This is a genomic window from Leifsonia sp. Leaf336 (genome assembly GCF_001423695.1).
Classification (GTDB): Bacteria; Actinomycetota; Actinomycetes; order Actinomycetales; family Microbacteriaceae; genus Leifsonia.
Genome location: NZ_LMOZ01000003.1, coordinates 16,065 through 35,110 on the forward strand (window position 1 = coordinate 16,065; position 19,046 = coordinate 35,110).

The window sequence follows — 19,046 nt, forward strand, 5'->3', positions numbered from 1 at the left end:
CTCAGCCCGCCGGGCGTAGGCTGGTCCGGTGACAGCACCCTCGACCACCCGCCGGGTGACGGGCGTGACGGCGCTGGCGGTCGAGACGACCCCCCTCGACGACGTCCGGCATCTCGTCCCCTTCCTCGACTCCCGCCGACCGCTCATGTGGATCCGCAAAGGCGAGGGGATCGCCGGCATCGGCGAAGTGCTGCGACTCGAGTTCCGGGGGCCGCAGCGCATCCGGGAGGCGTCGGAGGCGTGGCGGCGGACGGTCCGAGCGGCGCAGGTGACCGACGGAGTGCGCACGCCGGGCACCGGCCTGGTCGCGTTCGGGACGTTCGCGTTCGACGACGAGAGCTCGGCCACCAGTGTGCTGATCGTCCCGGAGATCGTGCTCGGCCGGCGCGGCGGACGCAGCTGGATCACGCGGATCCGGCCCCTGGACAACGCCGACGACGCCAACGACGACGCGGCGAGCGACGACAGCAGGGGTGCGGCCTCGTCGTCGCATGCCGGACATCCGACGCTCGCGAACAGCTACCTCCCTCGCCCGGTCGCGTTCGGCGACGAATACCGGCTGAGCCTGCTCCCGGCCGGGCTCGACGAAGGCGGCTACCGCTCGGCGGTCGCGACGGCCGTCTCCAAGATCCGCGAGCACGACCTGTCGAAGGTCGTACTCGCCCGCGAGCTCTCGGCCCATCTGCCGCTCGAGTCCGACGTGCGCCGTGCGCTCGTCGAGCTCGCGCTCGGCTACCCCGACTGCTGGACCTTCGCCGTCGACGGCCTCGTCGGGTCGTCTCCGGAGACACTCGTGCGCGTGCACCACGGCACCGTGACGGCGCGGGTCCTGGCCGGCACGCGGTCCCGCGGGCGCGACGCCGCCAGCGACAACGAGTCCGCCGCCGCCCTCACCGCGTCGGTCAAAGACCAGGACGAGCACCGGTTCGCCGTGTCGAGCGTGCTCGACGCGCTCCGCCCGCACAGCGCAGACCTCGCGGCCAGCGACCTCCCGTTCACCCTGAAACTCCCGAACCTCTGGCACCTGGCCACCGACATCGCGGGCACCCTGAGCGACGGAGCGAGTTCGCTCGACCTCGCGGACGCCCTCCACCCGACAGCGGCCGTCGCCGGCACCCCGACCCGGGAGGCCGTGGCGCTGATCCGCGAGCTGGAGCCGTTCGACCGTGGACGCTATGCGGGGCCGGTCGGCTGGGTCGGCGGCGACGGGGACGGCGAGTGGGCGATCGCCCTCCGCTGTGCGCAGCTCACCGACACCGGTGACCTCACCGCGTACGCGGGCGCAGGTATCGTGGCGGACTCCGACCCCGCGACGGAGTACGCCGAGACGACCATGAAGTTCCGACCGATCGTCGAGGCGTTCGGCTGAACGCGCGGCATCCCCGCCGCTAGCCGGAGCCGCTCAGGAGGCCGCGAGCCGCGCCTTCTCGACCTCGACGTCATAGTCGGGCTCCGGCCACTCCAGCTCCAGGTCCTCCAGTGCGTGGATGAGCAGGTGCTGCACGGCGAGCCGCGCGTACCACTTGCGGTCGGCCGGCACGACATACCAGGGGGCGTACGACGTCGAGGTGCGGCCGAACACGATCTGGTACGCATCCTGGTAGGAGTCCCACAGCAGTCGCTCGCCGACGTCGCCCGGGTTGTACTTCCACTGCTTGTCCGGGCGATCGAGACGCGACGCAAGTCGCGCCTTCTGCTCGCCCTTGCTCAGGTGCAGCATCACCTTCACGATCGTCGTCCCCGACTCGGCCAGCTCGAGCTCGAAGTCGTTGATCGCGCCGTAGCGCCGGTCGATCTCCTCGTCGGGAGCGAGGTTGCGCACTCTGCCGATCAGGACGTCCTCGTAGTGGGACCGATCGAACACACCGACCTCGCCCGAACCAGGGACGTGCTTCCAGATCCGCCAGAGGAAGTCGTGGGCGAGCTCCTCCTGCGTCGGCTTCTTGAACCCCGCGTACCGGACGCCGCCGAGGTTCATCTGACCGACGACGTGGGTGACGATGCCGCCCTTGCCCGCCGTGTCCATCGCCTGCAGCACGAGCAGCACGCTGCGCCGCTCGCCCAAGGTCCCCGCCGCGAAGAGGCGTTCCTGCAGGTCGGCGAGGATCGCCGCGCCGTCGGCGAGCGCCTTCTCGCCGTCCTTCTTGCCACCGGTGAAGCCCGGTGTGGAGGCGGTGTCCTGGTCGGAGAGGCGGAAGCCCTCCCCCACCCGTACCAGCGGATCCGGATCTTCTGCCCAGTACTTCTCGCGTCCCACGTCGCCTCCTTGCTCGGGTCGCACCATCGTACGGCGGCTCGGCTACCGCCGCCTCATATCCCGGCGGCGTCGAGCACCGGCTCGAACGCGTCCGGCCGGTGCAGCACCACTCTGGTCTTCACTCCGTCGGGGAACAGGCGCACAATGTCCGCAGCCCGTGCCCGGTCGTCGACCGTGACATCGATCGTCTCGCGCCAGCGCCCGTCGGGCATCCGCTGCAGCGTCGCCTCCCAGATGAGCCCCGGCGTCGCGCGCGCCTGCAGGCGCAAGTGGATGCCGACGGCGCGCCGCCGCCCGAGCAACGACAGGAGGCCCCGGTAGATCGCCGCCCGGCGGGTGGCGACCAGCCACGCGTCGAGGGTGCGCACCAGCAGGTCAGCGCTCCACAGGATGGTCGTGGCGAGGCCGCCCCTCGACTGGTACACGTCGACCGCATAGACCCCGGCCAGGCGGCGCAGAGTCTGGCGCAGCGCCTCCTCGGTGATCCCCTGCTCCAGGGTGCTGTGCAGGGAGAACGGCACGGCCGGCCGCGCCGGGAGGTCTCCGGCACGCAGCGCCGCGCGGTCGTGCACGGTCTGTCCGTCGCCGAAGAACGGCCGCAGTTCCGCGAGCAGCGCGGCCACCGACGCCCCTGGCGGCTCCTTCTCGATCAGCCCGGCGGTATCGGCGTACGCGATGGCCTCGTGGAGTGCCCCCAGTCGGAAACCGGGTGTCAGCGCCGGCCCCGCCTTCACCGTGACGAGCACGTCGGAGCCGTCGAGGTCCAGCCGAACCGGGTTCTCCCGGCCATCGATGCGCGGGACGAGGTCGAGCACGTGCTCGATCGCCAGCGTCCGGATGCCGGACGGGATCGGCAGGCGCCCGAGCGGGGAGCCGGCGACAACGAGGTGCGTCACGCTGAACCCGGCGGCGTGCGCATGTGCGGCGACCTGCGCCGCGACCATCCCGCCGAGACTGAAACCGGCGAGCACGACCGGCTCCCCCGGGGCGATGCCCGCCTCCCGCATGGTCGCCAGTGCCGCGCGGGTGATGGTCGCCTCGTACTCGGCGCCGATCACGAGGTCGGCCGTCAGGTCGTTCGGCGCGACGCCGGGGCGCGGGTGCCACGATTTCGTGCTCGGGAACTGCACGATCCAGTGCCGCACGCCCTCGTGCACGCGCTCGACCAACCGGATCACCGCGGTGTCGATGCGCTCGTCGAGGTCGGGGTCGCAGAGGTCGTCGATCTCGCGCTGGCTGAGCAGCAGGTCGCGGAGCGTGTGCACCGAGCGGCGTCGCATCCCGCCCGCCGCGAGCCCGGTGCGGCCGAGCGGGTCTGGGACCGGGCCGAGCTCGAGCCCGAGCAGGCCTGCCGGCACGTCGACGAGGCCGGGCGAGGGCGTGTACTCGTCGCCGGCTCCCGGATCGTCCCACCAGCGCAGGAAGTCGTGCAGGAGCGGGAACTGCTGCTCAAGGAGGTCGTCGTAGCCGAGCAGCACCGCGTCGTGGCCGTCGCGCAGCAGGCCGCGCTTCCGGCCGAGGCCCACGGTCTTGCGCAGCAGCGCCGGAAGCGTGAACACGGCGAGATACGGCCGCGCCCGCCAGCGAGGCACGACGATGCCCACGACTCCCACCAGCAGGGCGAGCGGCGCCAGCAGCCAGCCGGTGACTCGAGCGACGCCACCGGTCAGTCGCGGCGCGGCCGACAGGTAGAGGCCGCTCAGGGCCGTCCGCCGCGACCGGCGCTGTCGCGGAGCGGGCACAGGGAACGGGTACGGCTGCTCGCGCCCTCGCTCGATCGCGTACCACGCCCACTCGGCCACGAGCGCGATGAAGCCGACGACCAGAGCCACGACGGCCGCCGCGACTCCCACCCCGAGCAGCGCGAGCCCGACCGCCAGGGCCAGCGGCAAACCGACGACGAATCCGAGGACCAGCGCCGTCCACCCCGCCGCCGACCTCCCGCGCCAGAGGTGGGGCGGCAGCTGGCTGAGCATGCGGTCAGCCTAACCGCGACCTCTGTCGAGGCCCGGCGACGCACCCTAGCCAGACGCACCCTAGCCAGACGCACCCGCTCACCGCTACGTTGTCCGCAATCGAGAGGAGCTCGTCGTGAACGGATTCTGGAACTTCTTCTGGCTGATCTTCTGGGCTTTCGCCTTCGTCGCCTACTTGATGGTTCTTTTCACGATCCTGGTCGACCTGTTCCGCGACGAGAAGCTCAACGGATGGTGGAAGGCCGTCTGGGTGATCTTCCTCATCTTCGTCCCCTGGCTCACCGCTCTGGTGTACCTGATCGCGCGTGGCCGCGGTATGGCCGAGCGCAACTCCCGCTCGCGACAGACCGTGCCGGAGGACACCGACTACTACACGCACCCCACCCCGTCGGCGACGCCGGCCGCCGACATCCAGCAGGCGCAGGATCTGCTCGACAAGGGCGTCATCAGCAAGAACGAGTTCGACGCGCTCAAGGCCAAGGCCCTGGGAAACCGCTTCTAAATTCCACGTCATATCGCGGCGCACGACACGCCACCAGAAACTCGTGACACGATGGTCTTGCATCCGACGGCTCCGGATGTAATATTCATGTATGCCTGTACCCATTGCAGAAGCCGTCAGTCCCCGGCGGCTCATCCGCGACGAAGTCTTCATTCGTCTGCTCGACGCCATCGTCGACGGGGATCTCACGCCCGGAGAGCAGCTCTACGACGCTGAGATCGAGAAGTGGGTCGGGGTCTCCCGCACCCCCGTCCGCGAAGCGCTCAACCAGCTGGCCGCCATGGGCCTCGTCGAGATCATGCCCCAGAAGCGCACCAGGGTCACCCCGATCGACCCGGTGCGTCTGCGCGCCCTGATCGACACGGTCGGCAGCCTCATGACCGGCGTCGTACGCGACGCGACGCCGCTGCTCACCGACGAGGACAAGGATGCGCTCCGCGCGTTCAAGGAGCGCGTGGGAGACGGCACGGAGATGGCCGACCTGGTGCGCGAGCGCGTCTTCACCGACGGCTTCGTCAATGTCTTCCTCCGCCGGCTCGACAACCGCACGATCGCGAAGCTGTTCTCCCGCCACCTCCCCGAGGTGCGCCGGGCGCTGATCGCGGCCCCGTCCTCCCAGGCTTTCGCCGCGGGTGCGCCGCACGCAAAAGCGGCCATCGACGCCGCCATCGCCGGCAACGGCGCCAAAGCCGCGACCGCCGTCGTCGAATTCTGGAACAAGGGCCTCGTCACGGTCGTCGACGAGTTCGCCGCGAACGCCGCACCCACTGTGAAGGAGGGGCGCTGATGCCGCTTCCCGTTAAAGACTCCGCCCCCGTCGAGCGCCAGCTGCTGCGCGACGTCGTCTACAACCGTCTCTACGAGGGCATCCTCGACGGCACCCTCGAGCCGGGCGAGACCCTCCTCGACGAGAAGCTGACGGCCTGGCTCGGCGTCTCGCGCACGCCGATCCGCGAGGCCCTGATGAAGCTCGCCGACATCGGCCTGGTCGAGATGGCGCCCAACCGCTACACGCGGGTCGCCCCCATCGACCTGCGCGCCATCGACGAGGCAATCTACACGACGGGCCTCCTGCACGAGTACGCGGCCCGGACCTCCGTGCCGACGCTCGACAGCGCAACCCTCGGCCGGCAGGACAAGGCCCTCAAGGAGATCCGCAAGGCCGCCAAGGCGAACAGCCTGCCTGCTCTCGGCCGTGCGCTCAACGACTTCTTCCTGGAGTTCGAGCGCAGCAGCGACAATGCCGTTCTGCTTTCGATCAGCGAGGGGCTGAGCCCCCAGGTGCTGCGGTACATCGCGGTGTGGAAGCAGCCGTTCGACACCGACGACCTCCCCGGTCGCGTCGCCGAGATCCTCGAGGCCGCGAAGGCGCACGACGGCGCGAAGGCGGGCGACCTGGTTCGCGACCTGTACGCGTCGTCACTGACGCAGTTCCTCTCGGACTACCGTCGCTCCGACGCGGAGATCGACGAGAGCCCGGTCGTCTGACCGTCAGCACTCCGAGCCGTGCCCGGTGCCGAGAGGCATCGGGCACGTGTGCGTTCGGGGCGCGTCTCGCGAGGACTCAGCCCTCGGCGTCGACCGCGGCACGGCCCGAGACGACCGAGCGGATGTACGACGCCACCTTCTCGTGCTCGGGGTGCACGACGTAGCGCTGCAGCGCCGCCTCATCGGCGAAGTCGCTGACCAGCACCACGTCGAACTCGTTGACCGGGAGGGAGTTGACGCCCACCTCGAAGCGCTCGATCTCGGGGATCACCGCGGGGAGCGACTCGAGGCCGGCCTTGATCCGCGCTGCCTGCTCGGCGCGCTCGGCCTCGTCCGTCGACGCGAGCTTCCACATGACCACGTGACGCAGAGTCAACGTTCCTCCTCCAGCAGGGCTGTGCGCAGACGTGCCGGGTCCACGCGCCAGTAGGTGTGCTGCCGGCCGTCGATCAGCACGACAGGGATGTCCTCCACATACCGCTCGTGGAGCTCGGCGTCATCGAGGATGCTGCGCTCTTCGACCTCCACGCCGGGAGCGTCGTCGGGCAGGGCGGCGATCACCGAGCGGATCACGTCACGGGCATCGTCACACAAGTGACAGCCCGGCTTGCCGATGAGCGTGACGGTGACGGAAGGCACGTCGACAAGCTTAACGGCAAAAAGCGCCGACCCTTTCGGACCGGCGCTCGAGCAGCAGACGCTGAGGTCTACTTCTTGTTGCGACGCTGGTGGCGCGTCTTGCGAAGAAGCTTGCGGTGCTTCTTCTTCGCCATACGCTTGCGACGCTTCTTGATAACGGAACCCACGTAGACCTCACAAAGTTGGTGGTTTGCCGCGGGAAACGCGGCGACACAAGCAGCCAGTCTACCCGACTTCACGCCGAGTCCGCGACGCCGCCCTCGAGATGGGGCGCAACGGTCTTCAACGCCTGCGCGACAGCGGACTCCGGAACCCGGAACGACCGGCCGAAACGGATGGCCGGGAGCTCACCGGCATGGACGAGCCTGTAGACGGTCATGCGGGAGACGCGCATCATGTCGGCCACTTCGGCGACCGTCAGGAAGCGCACATCCCGTAGGGCGTTCGAGCCCCCTTCGTGAACCATGCGGTGTCCCTCTCCTGCCCGTCATCGTACTCGGGTCGTGACGACGGGGAACTAGCGAACTCTAGCCGCTTCGAGGGCTCAGTCTCTACGCCATTTCTTCGGCGTGACGCGCTCGACACGGCGCCGGGTGTCGGCGAGCACCTTGCCGACCGTGCTCGCGAACTCGCGCGTCTCGTCGGCCAGCTCGGCCGTGTACGCCGTCAGGTCGACATCGGAGGCGGTGAACGGGATCACCCAGTCCTCCACGGCCTCCAGCGGGGCCGGGTCGAGCCGGTAGTAGCGGTGCTGGCCCTCCTCGCGCACCGACACCAGGGAGGCCTCGCGCAGCACCTTGAGATGCTTGGAGACGGTCGGCTGGCTGAGCTCGAGGGTGGCCACGATCTCCGAGACCGAGATCTCGCCGGCGGGACGCGAGTCATCCGAGTTGCGGTCGAGCAGCACTCTGAGGATGTCGCGCCGCGTCGGGTCGGCGATCACGTCGAAGATGTCGGCCATTGCACCAGGCTAGTCGTACGGGTGGCGGAGTACCATGTCCGAAGCTGTCGGTGGGAGGAACGGACGATGCGCACGACGCAGGCGGCCCGGCGGGGGTCCCCGGCCGCGGGGGGACGCGCACGGGCTGCGGTCAACGCGTTCGCGCAGCGGAGCCCTTCGCGGTTCGCGATCATGGTCTTCCTGCTGCTGATCCTCGTCTTCACGCTGTTGTTCTCGCTCCCTGTCTCGTCGGCCTCCGGCACCTGGACCGGGCTCGCCGATTCCCTCTTCACCGCAGTGTCGGTGATCTGCGTGACGGGCCTCGCGACCGTCGACATGGCGACGCACTGGTCGGTGTTCGGCCATCTGCTCGTCTACGTCGGCGTGCAGGTCGGCGCGGTGGGCGTGCTGACCATGGCGAGCATCCTCGGCCTCGTCATCTCGCGCCGCCTCGGCCTGCGCGCCAAGCTCATGGCCGCCAGCGACAGCAACCCGCAGCGCATCCACGCCGGCCCGGTGGCCGAAGGCCAGGCGGTGCTGCTGGGCGACGTCGGCAAGCTCCTGCGGACCGTCGCGATCAGCATGGTCGTCATCGAGGGCGGCATCGCGCTCCTGCTCTTCCCGCGGATGCTGATCGCGGGGATGGACGTCGGCGCCTCGATCTGGGAGAGCCTCTACTACTCGGCGATGGCCTTCACCAACACCGGGTTCGCGCCGAACACCGAGGGCCTCACGCCGTTCCTGAACGACTACTGGTTCCTCGGCGCCCTCATGATCGGCGTGTTCCTCGGCGCGATCGGGTTCCCGGTGATCCTGGCGATCGCCTCCAATCTGCGCAAACGGCGCAGACGTTGGTCGATCCACGTCAAACTCACCCTGCTGACCTCGGTCATCCTCCTGGTGGCCGGGGCCGTGCTGTACATCGTGCTCGAATACGACAACCCCAAGACGTTCGGTCATCTGGACGCCGGGCACACCGTCTTCCAGTCGCTCTTCCTGTCGACGATGGCGCGCTCGGGAGGCTTCGCGACCATCCCGATCCAGGACCTCCACGGGTCGAGCCTGCTCGTCACCGACATGCTGATGTTCATCGGAGGCGGTTCGGCCTCCACCGCCGGCGGCATCAAAGTGACGACGCTGGCCGTGCTGTTCCTCGCGGCGTTCGCCGAGGCGCGCGGCGTGGAGTCGATGGACGCGTTCAAGCGCCGCATCCCGATCGACGTGCTGCGCCTGTCGGTCGCGGTGGCGCTGTGGGGGGCGACGATCGTCGCCGTGGCCAGCATCCTGATCCTCCAGATCACCAAGGCGCCGCTCGACCACGTGCTGTTCGACGTGATCTCGGCGTTCGCGACCTGCGGGCTCTCGACCGGGCTCACCGAGAGGCTGCCCGACGCCGGTGTGTACGTCATGGCCGCCACGATGTTCTGCGGGCGCGTTGGTACAGTGACACTCGCCGCGGCGCTCGCCCAGAGCCAGCGCAAGCAGCTCTACCAGAACCCCGAGGAGAGGCCGCTCGTTGGTTGACCGGATCAAGCACAACGCTCCCGTCCTGGTGATCGGCCTCGGTCGCTTCGGCGCGGCGACGGCGGGGCAGCTCGATCGGCTGGGCCGGGAGGTCCTGGCGATCGACACGGATGCCGCGCTCGTGCAGAAGTGGGCCGACCGGGTGACGCACACCGTGCAGGCCGACGCGCGATCCATCGAGACGCTGCGGCAGATCGGCGCGGAGGACTTCTCGATCGCGGTCGTCGCCGTCGGGTCGTCGATCGAGGCCAGCGTGCTCATCACCGCCAACCTGGTCGACCTCCACGTGCCGCAGATCTGGGCCAAGGCGATCTCGCAGTCGCACGGCAAGATCCTCGAGCGCATCGGCGCGAACCACGTCATCTACCCGGAGGCCGAGGCCGGCGAGCGGGTGGCGCACCTGGTGTCGGGGCGGATGCTCGACTTCATCGAGTTCGACGACGACTTCGCGCTGGTGAAGATGTTCCCGCCGAAGCCCGTCCGCGGCGTCAACCTTGCGCAGTCGGGTGTGCGCAGTCGCTACAACATCACGGTCGTGGGCGTGAAGAGCCCCGGCAAGCCGTTCACGTACGCCACGCCCGACACGGTGGTCTCGAACCACGACCTCATCATCGTCTCCGGCACCTCCGCCGATATCGAGCGCTTCGCCGCACTCGAGGGGTAGCCGCGACGCGTCACCCGCGCCCCAGGTGATAGGCGAGGCGATAACGACGGGCGAGCTGCCCGGACGGTCGCGAACGCCCTGCGGACAGCGTCGGTGCCGCGACTAGCGTGACCCGCGTGATATCGCCCAACCGGGATCTGACCGTCGATGCCGCGAAGGCGATCGCGATCATCGCCGTCGTCCTCGGCCACGTGATCCAAGGGGTCGCCGCGTCGGGGATCATCGACGGCGACAGCGACGCCTACGCGATGGCGAATCGGTTCCTCTATCTATTCCACATGCCGGTCTTCGCGTTCCTGACGGCGCTCTTCGTGAGTCGTGCCGCTCAGCGGGACGGGACTGCGCGCTATTTCCGCTCGCGCGTCGTCACGTTGGTGTACCTCTACGTCCTCTGGTCGCTGCTGCAGGGCACGGTGCGGATGCTGACCGGCTCCCTCGTCAACTACCCGACCTCGCCCCTCGAGATCGTGCAGCTGTGGGCGCCGGAGGGGCAGCTCTGGTTCCTGGCGTGGCTCATCGTGATGACGACCGCGGCCGTCATCGTGCAGCCGTGGAGGAGTCGGACGCGTGCTGTGCTGGCTCTGGCCCTGGCGGGGCTCGTCAGCCTCGCACTCTGGGGGATCCCCTTCTCCTACTTCGGCACGCAGGGGCTCGGACTATCGGTCTACTTCATTGCGGGAACCGTCTGGGGCGCGCCGCGTTTCACGGCACAGGTGCAGGCCGTGCCGACGATCGTCTGCTGGATCGGCGCGGTCGCCGGGTGGGCGCTGGTCGCGGCACTCGTGGTCGTGACGCGCGCGACTCCACCGACGATCGAGGGCGACTTCCGCACAGCGGGCTCGACCGCTTTCGGCGTCGTCGGCTCGCTGGCCGGGGTCGTAGCCGTGATCGCCACGTCGCGACTGCTCTCACGCGCCGGCCCTGCCGCCGGTTGGCTCGCCCTCGTGGGTACACGGACTCTGGAGATCTTCCTGGCGCACATCCTGGCGACCTCCGGCACGCGTATCGTGCTTTCACTCGCCGGCGTCGACGACCCTGCCGTCCACATCGTGGCCGGCACGATCGCCGGTGTCGGGTTGCCTCTCCTCCTCTGGGCGGTGTGCGCCCGTCTCCGGTTCCCGTGGCTGTTCGCGGCCCCGCGGGCGCTCGTCGGGCGGCCCGCACCGAGAAGCGAGACCGAACGACTCCGCGCGGCCTGACGCTGCGAGGCGGATCCGCTCCGCGTCAGGAGGCAGGACCCGCGAGCTCACGGGCGCGCGCCAGTGCGGCGTCCGTGGCGCGGGTGAAGAGGCCAGGGAGGTCGGCGGTCGCGAGGACCTCGATCGCGCGCTCGGTCGTGCCGTTGGGGCTCGTGACGCGACGTCGCAGCTCGGCGGGGTCGTCGCCGGAGGCCACCAGCAGCTCGGAGGCGCCGAGGAAGGTGCCGTTCACGAGCGTGCGTGCCTGCTCCGGGGTGAAGCCCTTCTCGAGGGCGGCCGAGGTGAGGGCCTCCACCAGGTAGAACACGTACGCCGGCCCGGAGCCGGAGATCGTGCTGAGCGCGTCCAGCTGCGACTCGGGAACCTCCACGACCTCGCCCACGGTCTCGAAGAGCGCGCGGACCAGCTCGAGGTCGGCCGGCTCGGTGCGCGTCCCCGGACTGATCCCGGTGACGGCCTTGCCGACCACGGCGGGGGTGTTCGGCATCGACCGCGCGACGACGACCGTGTCCGGCAGGAGCGACTCGAACGTCGCGACGGTGACGCCGGCGGCCACGCTCACGACGATGGTGCCCGGCGTGAGCGACGACGCGATCTCACGCAGCAGGTCCGGCACCATCGCCGGCTTGACCGCCACGATCACGATGGAGGCGCCGTCGACGGCGACGCGGTTCGCCGCGCCGTCCTTCTCGGTCGCGAAGGCCGTAACCCCGGGGATGCCTTCCAGCTCGGCCGCGCGCGCCGCGGAACGGTTCGTGACGCGGATGCCGCCCGTCACCTCCACGCCCGGCGCGGTCAGCCCGGAGAGGATGGCGCGGCCCATCGAGCCGGCGCCGAGCATCGCGATGGTGGGCAGCGTGACGTTCTGCGTGTCGGTCATGGGGCCATCCTAGGATGAGGGCATGAGCGCAGAAGGCGGTACCAGGGCGATCGTCGCGGCCTTCGCCGCCAACCTCGGCATCGCCCTCACGAAATTCATCGCCTGGGCGTTCTCCGGCTCGTCATCGATGCTCGCGGAGGGCGTCCACTCGGTCGCCGACTCCGGCAACCAGCTCCTCCTCCTGCTCGGCGGGCGCCAGGCGAAGAAGAAGGCCGACAAGGAGCATCCGTTCGGCTACGGTCGCGAGCGGTACGTCTACGCGTTCGTGGTCTCGATCATCCTGTTCTCCGTCGGCGGCGTCTTCTCGCTCTACGAGGGAGTCGAGAAGCTCACCCACCCCCACCCGCTCGAGAACTGGTGGCTGCCCCTGCTGGTGCTCTTCATCGCGATCGGCCTGGAGTCGTTCTCGCTGCGCACCGCCGTCCACGAGTCGAACCCCCTTCGCAAGGGGATGTCGTGGCCGCAGTTCATCCGCCGCGCCAAGGCGCCCGAGCTGCCCGTGGTACTGCTGGAGGACGTCGCCGCCCTCATCGGCCTCGTCTTCGCACTCATCGGCGTCGGCCTCACGATCATCACCGGGAACGGCGTCTGGGACGGCGTCGGCACCGTCCTGATCGGCCTCCTCCTGGTCGCCGTGGCGATCATCCTCGGCATCGAGACCAAGAGCCTCCTGGTCGGCGAGGGCGCGTCCGACACCGACGTCGCAGCCATCGAGCGCGCGATCCTGGCGGGCGACGAGGCCGAGCGCATCATCCACATGCGCACGCTGTACCTCGGGCCCGACGAGCTGCTCGTCGGCGCCAAGCTCGCGCTCGCCGGCAGCCTGCCGCTGGCGGAGGTCGCCGCCGCGATCGACGTCATCGAGAGCCGCATCCGCGAGGCGGTCCCGGTCGCGCGCGTGATCTACATCGAGCCCGACGTCTGGGTCGACCCGAACGAGCAGCATCCCGCCACCGACACCATCGTCATCAAAGGACTCGAGTGACGCGCACCGCCCTGATCCTGCAGCACGACCCGTCCATCCACCTCGGCAACATCGGCCCCGTCCTGACCGAGCACGGGTACGCCCTCCGCGTCGTGGACGTCACGACCGAGGACGTCGCCGCGATCGACCCGACCGAGGCCGACCTCGTCGTCGTGCTCGGCGGCGAGATGGGCGCGTATCAGACCGAGCAGTACCCGTTCCTCGCCGCGGAGCAGACCCTGCTGCGCTTCCGGCTCGAAGCCGAGCGTCCGACGCTCGGCGTGTGCCTGGGCGCTCAGCTGATGGCCGGCGCCCTCGGCGAGCGCGTCTACAAGGGAGACACCACCCAGATCGGTTTCCGTCGCGTCGAGCCGACCGAGGCCGGTGCGGCCTCGCCGATCCGGCACTTCGCGGGCGTTCCCGTGGTCGAGTGGCACGGCGACACGTTCGAGCTGCCCGAGCGGGCGACGCGGCTGGCTGAATCGAGCGACTACTCGAACGAGGCGTTCGCGATCGGCGACTTCGCCCTGGCGGTGCAGTTCCACCCCGAGGTGACCGACGAGATGCACGAGGAGTGGGTCGCCGACGGCACGAATCTCCAGGGGACTGGCGAGCTCGACGAGCACGCGATCGACCCCGAGGCGCTCCGCGAGGACCGCGAGCTGTACTCGGCGCGGATGCAGGAGGCCTCCCGAGCGGCTTTCTCAGAGTGGCTGGAGGGCCTCCCGGCCTGAGCGCAGGCTCAGCGCTTCGCCCGGAAGAAGTCGAGCAGAAGGTCGGCGCAGTCCTCGGCGAGCACGCCGGGATACACCGACACCTGGTGGTTGAGCCGCCGGTCGCGCAGCACGTCGTACACCGAGCCTCCCGCGCCCGCCTTCTCGTCCCAGGCCCCGAACACGACCGTCGGAACGCGCGCGGCCAGCACCGCGCCCGCGCACATCACGCACGGCTCCAGCGTCACGACCAGCGTGCAGCCCTCGAGGTGCCAGTCGTCGCGGGCGGCCGCAGCGGCCCGCAGCGCGAGGATCTCGGCGTGCGCGGTCGGATCGCGGTGGAGCTCACGCTCGTTGCGGCCGGTGCCGATGACTTCGCCGCGCTCGTCGACCACGAGCGCCGCGACCGGCACGTCCCCGGTGTCGAAGGCGAGGCGCGCGTCGGCGATGGCGCGGCGCATCCACTCCTCGTAGCCGGCGGGAACGGGCAGGGTCACGGGTCCTCCTCTGGCCGGCCCGCGGCTCGGCGGGTTCGGCTAGCCTTGAGCCTATGCGAGTGCACGTAGCCGACCACCCCCTCATCACCCACAAGCTCTCCGTGCTCCGCAACAAGGACACCCCGTCCCCCGTGTTCCGTGCACTGACGGAGGAGCTCGTCACGCTGCTCGCCTACGAAGCGACGCGGGCCGTGCGGGTGGAGCCGGTGCAGATCGAGACCCCGGTCACGACGACGACCGGCGTCACCCTGAGCCAGCCGCGACCGCTGGTCGTGCCGATCCTGCGCGCCGGCCTCGGGATGCTGGAGGGCATGGTCCGGCTGATGCCGACCGCCGAGGTCGGCTTCCTCGGCATGGCGCGCAACGAGGAGACCCTCGAGCCGACCACCTACGCCGAGCGTCTCCCGATGGACCTCTCCGACCGGCAGTGCTTCGTGCTCGACCCGATGCTGGCGACGGGAGGCTCGCTGGGCGCCGCGATCGACTTCCTGTTCAAGCGGAACGCCGTCGATGTCACGGCGATCTGCATCCTCGCCGCACCGGAGGGCCTCGCGGCGCTCGAGAAGGCGACGGAGGGCCGCGACGTGACCATCGTGCTCGGCGCCCTCGACGAGCGCCTCAACGAGAACGGATACATTGTGCCCGGTCTCGGCGACGCCGGAGACCGTTTGTACGGCACTGTGTAGAGCCGTCGAGAAGGCTCGCAACATTCCGTAACGATTTGACACCGCGAGTCATGAGACGGTTTACTTCTCAACATGACTGACAACTCGCGTACCCTGACCTCCCTCGAGGCCCTCGGGGATGCCGGCATGATGATGCCCGGCCGCGACTCGGTCATGTGTTGCCGAATGTGTCGCTAATCTGACGACCCTTTCGCCGAGCGGTCGCCCTCCGACGCAGACGAGCGTCGACGCCGGGCACAGCTCCCCGGGCGCGCCACACGTACGCACCCGTGCATCGGTCCCTTTCTGAATCGGGACATCTCGTCATACCGGAAACTCCGACATCCGGCGCATCCTCGGCAGAGGTGCAGTCCGCATCGGGTCCGGACGCATCATCATCACTGAAGGACTTCCTCCCATGTCTCTCGCCACCATCGACACCCTCCGTCCCTCCGCCGCTCTCGCCGAGCAGGTCGCTGCTCCCGCCCCCCGCCTCCGCGCCGTCCCCGAGGGGACCGAGGCCCGCGGCTTCGTCCTCTACGTCGGCATCGACGAGCTCAAGGCCGCCGCATCCGGCACCGACCTCGGCCGCATCGTGGAGGCGCTCAAGCAGCTGACCAGCGAACTCGCCCCCGCCGCCGAGACCTACGCCGCCGTCGCCCTCGCCCCGGCCGGCGCCGGCGGCCGCGACGTCGACGTCGTGCGGCTCGCCCTCCAGGACCCGGCCGCGATCGCCAAGCACCGCCACACCGTGGTTGCGGACGAGGACGAGGACCGCGCCGCCTCCGGCGTCGTGGTCGACATCTCGCGCAAGCGCCTCATCCTCGACAACCAGACCGTGTCGCTCACCTACAAGGAGTTCGAGCTGCTGCAGTACCTCGTGCTGCGCGAGGGCCGCACGATCGAACGCGCCGAGCTGATCTCGTCGCTGTGGTCGAGCGCGGACGAGGACGAGATCCCGAACGAGCGCACGATCGACGTGCACGTGCGGCGCCTGCGCGCCAAGCTCGGGCGCTACGAGGACATCGTGCGCACCGTGCGCGGCGTCGGCTACCGGTTCGACCGGCACGCGGACGTCTCCATCCGCCACGCCAGCGCCCCCTCCCCCGACCTGTTCTGAACGCCGGAAGCCGACGAGAGCGCAGGGAATCCGCACTCTCGCCGGCTTCTCGCCGTCACGCCGAGCGCTGGTAGACCCGGAAGGCGCTGGTGGCGAGTGCGGCCATGATGACCGCGAGAGCCGCCAGGAGGCCGGCGTGGCCCCACAGGCTCGCCCAGTCGGGATCGGAGCTGAGCGCCTCCCTGCCCACGATGACGGCCCACTCGAACGGGTTGTAGGCGGCGACGTTCCGCACCCACTCCGGTGACAGCTTCGTGTTCATGATCGCCGAGCTGAGGAACATCAGCGGCAGAGTGATGAGCTGCGAGATGCCGATCAGCGCGGTCTGGTCACGGGCCAGCAGCGCCACGGCGTTCGAGAACGAGCAGAACACCGCGGTGAGCAGCACCACTCCGACGAGCAGGAGCAGCATCCCGCCCAGGCCGCCCTCGAACCGGGCGCCGGCCCAGAACGCGATCCCCACGACGATGAGCGACTGCACGACCGCCAGGATCGACTGGTAGACCAGCGTCGAGACGATCATGGCGCCGCGATTCGTGGGCGAGGTGAGGAAGCGGTCCATCACGCCGCGGTCCATGTCCTGGATGTAGACGGTGCCCGACCAGGCGCTGCCGAACAGTGCGAGCATCATCACGACGCCCGGCGTCAGGTACTCCAAGTAGCTCTGCCCCACCCCGAAGCCGGGGATCTCGATCACGGACTTGAAGAGCTGGCCGAAGAGCAGCAGCCAGATCACCGGCTGCACCAGGTTCATCACGAGGAAGGCCGGCATCCGCATGGCCCAGCGGAGCTGGCGCCCCGTGAGCAGCACGGTGTGGGTGAGGAAGGTCGGGCCGGACCGGCGGGCGGTGCGCGCGGGCGCGGTGGCGATGGCGGTCATGATGCGGTCTCCAGAACGTGCTCGGCGGACTCCTGCGCCCGGGTGAAGGTGCGGCCGGTGTGCCGCAGGTAGACGTCGTCGAGGCTGGGCCGGGCGACGGTGGCGGAGGCGACGGTCACGGCCGCGGCCTCCAGAGCGGCGAGCGCGGCCGGAAGGGTCGCAGCGCCGTTGTCGGCACGCGCCCGGACGGTCCGTCCGTCACCGCCCACCTCGCGGAGGGCATCGACGCGTTCCAGCGCCGTCAGCGCGGCGAACGGGTCGGCGTCGGGTGTCAGCTCGACGATCACCGCGTCGCCGCGGAGGCCGTTCTTCAGCTCCTCCGGGGTCCCTCCGGCCACGACGCGGCCGTGGTCGACGATCGCCAGGCGATCCGCCAGTCGGTCGGCCTCGTCCAGGTAGTGGGTGGTGAGCAGCACCGTGAGGTTCTCGGCGGCTGTCATCCGCTCGAGCTCGGCCCACAGTTCGGCGCGGGCCTCCGGGTCGAGGCCGGTGGTCGGCTCGTCCAGGAACAGCACCTGCGGGTGGTGCATGAGGCCGATGGCCACGTCGAGCTTGCGGGCCATCCCGCCCGAGTAGGTCTTCACCTGTCGCTTGGCGTGCTCGGTCAGGCCGAAGCGGTCGAGGAGCTCGGCCGCACGCGCCCGGGCGCTCCTCCCGCTCATCCCCTGGAGTTGCCCGGCGAGGACGAGGTTCTCGGCCCCGGTGTCGTTGGGGTCGGAGACCGGCTTCTGAGCGACGAACCCGATGGCGCGGCGCACGCGTCCCGGGTTCCTGGCGACGTCGATGCCGGCGACGAACGCGGAACCGGCGTCGGCGCGCGCGAGCGTCGACAGGATCTTCATGGTGGTCGACTTGCCGGCTCCGTTGGGGCCGAGCAGCCCGAAGACGGTGCCGGTGGCGACCTCGAAGCCGAGGTCGTCGACGGCGCGGATGGCGGGCTTTCCCCGCCCTCCGCTGTAGGACTTGACGAGGTGCTCGGCGACGAGCGCCGAGCCGTTCTGTGATGCCACGGGTGGCTTCCTTTCATCTCGGCAGCCACCGTCGCGGGCATATCATGGGAATGCCCTCGGTGACTGTTGACGCAGGTTCCGTGAGGAACGATCGAAGGTGTGGATGGCCGGAGAGTTGCCGCTCTCCGGCCATCGTTCTGTCTGTCAGCTGCCCAGCAGGTCGGCCACCTCCTGCCCGAAGTCGCCTGCCGCGATCCGTTCCCGGATCTCGGCCATGTCGTAGCCCTGGCCGAACAGCTCCCAGAGCCGCTCCCACCAGTCGATGCCGCCGAGCGTGCGGTCGCGGATGCGTGCCGCGAGGTCGGCCACGAACGTGCGCTCGGCCTCCATCATCGCGACCCGGTAGGTCGACTCGATCATGAACAGCTCGGGGAGTGGATAGGCGAGCGCCTGCTCGTGGACCCGGCGGCGCTCGGCGAGGTCGGCGTCGAGCAGGTCGCGACGACGCTCCAGGAGGTCGGCCGCGACCTGGGGTGCGAGAAGCGGGAGCAGGGACAGCCCGGTCTCGATGGCCGGATACTCCTTGACCGGGAACGTGATGAGCTCGCGCATCCACTCGTCCGCTTCGGTGCGACCGGCCTCGGTGATCTCGTAGACGACGCGCTCGGGCCGGTTGCCCTCGCGCTCCGTCTGCGCGACCTGGATGAAGCCGTGCTTCTCGAGAGACTTGATCACGGCATAGAGGGAGCCGAAGTTGAGCCGGATGCTGTCTTCTTTGCCGCGCTCCCGCATCGTCGTCGTCATCTCGTAGGGATACATCGGCTTCTCCCACAGGCAGGCCAGGACGGCCAACGCCAGCGGGTTCGACACCGCACGCTTCGCCATTGCTCACCTCCGAATACTTTGCTTAGAGTATTCGCTTTCGAGCAACCAGTCAACAAGGGCTCTCAGACCGGCTTGTCCACCCTCAGCGAGGGGATAAGAGCCGCAAAGAGAATTCGCAGCAAAAATAGCGACTTGATAACTAGCCCCCGTTATCTCTTCGTTATATAGTTCAAGAGCAATGGTTGTTTGCTGTGGCAGCCATCGCGGAATGTGATTGCAGGACACTCTTGGTGCAAGGGAGAGGGCCGGCCGCTAGCCTCTGCGGCCGGCCCTCAATCTTTCCTCCCGTTCCGCATTGAACCG

23 protein-coding genes are annotated in these 19,046 nt (G+C 69.4%); 11 read left to right on the top strand and 12 right to left on the bottom strand.

Going from position 1 to position 19,046, the window contains the following annotated elements:
* Positions 1-28: 28 nt before the first annotated feature.
* Entirely contained in the window at positions 29-1,369 is a 1,341-nt protein-coding gene (locus ASF88_RS15345) for an isochorismate synthase (RefSeq protein ID WP_235493499.1), read from the top strand.
* A gap of 33 nt (positions 1,370-1,402) precedes the next feature.
* On the opposite strand, the gene ASF88_RS15350 is transcribed toward ASF88_RS15345, so the two are convergent.
* Both ASF88_RS15350 and ASF88_RS15355 read right to left on the bottom strand, forming a co-directional pair.
* Complete coding sequence (locus tag ASF88_RS15350; protein ID WP_055920635.1) at positions 1,403-2,284, bottom strand: polyphosphate kinase 2 family protein; 882 nt, start codon at positions 2,282-2,284, stop codon at positions 1,403-1,405.
* A 26-nt stretch (positions 2,285-2,310) separates the two neighbouring features.
* Positions 2,311-4,233 carry a hypothetical protein gene (locus tag ASF88_RS15355; protein WP_055920639.1) on the bottom strand — a complete coding sequence of 641 codons (1,923 nt, stop codon included), beginning with the start codon at positions 4,231-4,233 and terminating at the stop codon, positions 2,311-2,313.
* A 115-nt stretch (positions 4,234-4,348) separates the two neighbouring features.
* Between ASF88_RS15355 and ASF88_RS15360 the strand changes: the two genes are divergently transcribed.
* The 3 genes from ASF88_RS15360 to ASF88_RS15370 all read left to right on the top strand — a co-directional run bounded on the left by ASF88_RS15360 (position 4,349) and on the right by ASF88_RS15370 (position 6,223).
* Entirely contained in the window at positions 4,349-4,735 is a 387-nt protein-coding gene (locus ASF88_RS15360; protein ID WP_055920642.1) for an SHOCT domain-containing protein, read from the top strand.
* Between the two features lie 91 nt (positions 4,736-4,826).
* Entirely contained in the window at positions 4,827-5,522 is a 696-nt protein-coding gene (locus tag ASF88_RS15365) for a GntR family transcriptional regulator (protein ID WP_055920645.1), read from the top strand.
* Positions 5,522-6,223 carry a GntR family transcriptional regulator gene (locus ASF88_RS15370; RefSeq protein ID WP_055920648.1) on the top strand — a complete coding sequence of 234 codons (702 nt, stop codon included), beginning with the start codon at positions 5,522-5,524 and terminating at the stop codon, positions 6,221-6,223. The genes ASF88_RS15365 and ASF88_RS15370 overlap by 1 nt, the downstream gene beginning before the upstream one ends.
* Positions 6,224-6,299: 76 nt before the next feature.
* On the opposite strand, the gene ASF88_RS15375 is transcribed toward ASF88_RS15370, so the two are convergent.
* The 5 genes from ASF88_RS15375 to ASF88_RS15390 all read right to left on the bottom strand — a co-directional run bounded on the left by ASF88_RS15375 (position 6,300) and on the right by ASF88_RS15390 (position 7,823).
* Positions 6,300-6,599: a Dabb family protein gene (locus tag ASF88_RS15375; RefSeq protein ID WP_055920651.1), complete on the bottom strand. Its 300-nt coding sequence runs from the start codon at positions 6,597-6,599 to the stop codon at positions 6,300-6,302.
* Complete coding sequence (locus tag ASF88_RS15380) at positions 6,596-6,862, bottom strand: glutaredoxin family protein (protein ID WP_055920653.1); 267 nt, start codon at positions 6,860-6,862, stop codon at positions 6,596-6,598. Before ASF88_RS15380 ends, ASF88_RS15375 begins: the two co-directional genes overlap by 4 nt.
* A 68-nt stretch (positions 6,863-6,930) precedes the next feature.
* Positions 6,931-7,029 (bottom strand): 30S ribosomal protein bS22, encoded by a 99-nt coding sequence (locus ASF88_RS20165; RefSeq protein WP_003792170.1) that lies wholly within the window; start codon positions 7,027-7,029, stop codon positions 6,931-6,933.
* 68 nt (positions 7,030-7,097) lie between these two features.
* Complete coding sequence (locus ASF88_RS15385; protein ID WP_055920656.1) at positions 7,098-7,328, bottom strand: helix-turn-helix domain-containing protein; 231 nt, start codon at positions 7,326-7,328, stop codon at positions 7,098-7,100.
* 78 nt (positions 7,329-7,406) lie between these two features.
* The gene (locus ASF88_RS15390; RefSeq protein WP_055920659.1) at positions 7,407-7,823 is read right to left on the bottom strand and encodes an ArsR/SmtB family transcription factor; all 417 of its coding nucleotides are present in this window, start codon (positions 7,821-7,823) and stop codon (positions 7,407-7,409) included.
* A gap of 66 nt (positions 7,824-7,889) precedes the next feature.
* Here ASF88_RS15390 and ASF88_RS15395 point away from each other — a divergent pair, with 66 nt between their 5' ends.
* The 3 genes from ASF88_RS15395 (at position 7,890) to ASF88_RS15405 (ending at position 11,189) form a co-directional block, all read left to right on the top strand.
* Positions 7,890-9,326, top strand: coding sequence for a TrkH family potassium uptake protein (locus ASF88_RS15395; protein ID WP_055920662.1), 1,437 nt, complete (start codon positions 7,890-7,892; stop codon positions 9,324-9,326).
* Positions 9,319-9,990, top strand: coding sequence for a potassium channel family protein (locus tag ASF88_RS15400; protein ID WP_055920665.1), 672 nt, complete (start codon positions 9,319-9,321; stop codon positions 9,988-9,990). The genes ASF88_RS15395 and ASF88_RS15400 overlap by 8 nt, the downstream gene beginning before the upstream one ends.
* Positions 9,991-10,106: 116 nt before the next feature.
* Entirely contained in the window at positions 10,107-11,189 is a 1,083-nt protein-coding gene (locus tag ASF88_RS15405) for an acyltransferase family protein (protein ID WP_162242585.1), read from the top strand.
* A 25-nt stretch (positions 11,190-11,214) separates the two neighbouring features.
* Here the strand turns inward: ASF88_RS15405 and proC are convergent, their stop codons facing one another.
* Positions 11,215-12,069, bottom strand: coding sequence for a pyrroline-5-carboxylate reductase (proC, locus tag ASF88_RS15410; protein ID WP_055920671.1), 855 nt, complete (start codon positions 12,067-12,069; stop codon positions 11,215-11,217).
* A gap of 22 nt (positions 12,070-12,091) precedes the next feature.
* Between proC and ASF88_RS15415 the strand changes: the two genes are divergently transcribed.
* Entirely contained in the window at positions 12,092-13,054 is a 963-nt protein-coding gene (locus tag ASF88_RS15415; protein WP_055920674.1) for a cation diffusion facilitator family transporter, read from the top strand.
* A complete protein-coding gene (locus ASF88_RS15420; RefSeq protein WP_055920677.1) occupies positions 13,051-13,767 on the top strand; it encodes a glutamine amidotransferase-related protein in 717 nt (238 codons plus the stop codon). Before ASF88_RS15415 ends, ASF88_RS15420 begins: the two co-directional genes overlap by 4 nt.
* Positions 13,768-13,775: 8 nt before the next feature.
* On the opposite strand, the gene tadA is transcribed toward ASF88_RS15420, so the two are convergent.
* Positions 13,776-14,243 carry a tRNA adenosine(34) deaminase TadA gene (gene tadA / locus ASF88_RS15425; RefSeq protein ID WP_055920679.1) on the bottom strand — a complete coding sequence of 156 codons (468 nt, stop codon included), beginning with the start codon at positions 14,241-14,243 and terminating at the stop codon, positions 13,776-13,778.
* 53 nt (positions 14,244-14,296) lie between these two features.
* On the opposite strand from tadA, the gene upp reads away from it, so the two are divergent.
* Both upp and ASF88_RS15435 read left to right on the top strand, forming a co-directional pair.
* On the top strand, positions 14,297-14,929 hold the full coding sequence (gene upp, locus ASF88_RS15430) for a uracil phosphoribosyltransferase (RefSeq protein WP_055920681.1): 633 nt from the start codon (positions 14,297-14,299) through the stop codon (positions 14,927-14,929).
* 397 nt (positions 14,930-15,326) lie between these two features.
* Positions 15,327-16,028, top strand: a complete 702-nt coding sequence (locus ASF88_RS15435) for a winged helix-turn-helix domain-containing protein (RefSeq protein WP_055920684.1) — start codon at positions 15,327-15,329, stop codon at positions 16,026-16,028.
* A 55-nt stretch (positions 16,029-16,083) separates the two neighbouring features.
* Here the strand turns inward: ASF88_RS15435 and ASF88_RS15440 are convergent, their stop codons facing one another.
* The 3 genes from ASF88_RS15440 to ASF88_RS15450 all read right to left on the bottom strand — a co-directional run bounded on the left by ASF88_RS15440 (position 16,084) and on the right by ASF88_RS15450 (position 18,743).
* A complete protein-coding gene (locus ASF88_RS15440) occupies positions 16,084-16,908 on the bottom strand; it encodes an ABC transporter permease (RefSeq protein ID WP_055920687.1) in 825 nt (274 codons plus the stop codon).
* Positions 16,905-17,918: an ABC transporter ATP-binding protein gene (locus ASF88_RS15445; RefSeq protein ID WP_055920690.1), complete on the bottom strand. Its 1,014-nt coding sequence runs from the start codon at positions 17,916-17,918 to the stop codon at positions 16,905-16,907. The genes ASF88_RS15440 and ASF88_RS15445 overlap by 4 nt, the downstream gene beginning before the upstream one ends.
* A gap of 144 nt (positions 17,919-18,062) precedes the next feature.
* A complete protein-coding gene (locus tag ASF88_RS15450; RefSeq protein ID WP_055920694.1) occupies positions 18,063-18,743 on the bottom strand; it encodes a PadR family transcriptional regulator in 681 nt (226 codons plus the stop codon).
* Between the last annotated feature and the right edge of the window lie 303 nt (positions 18,744-19,046).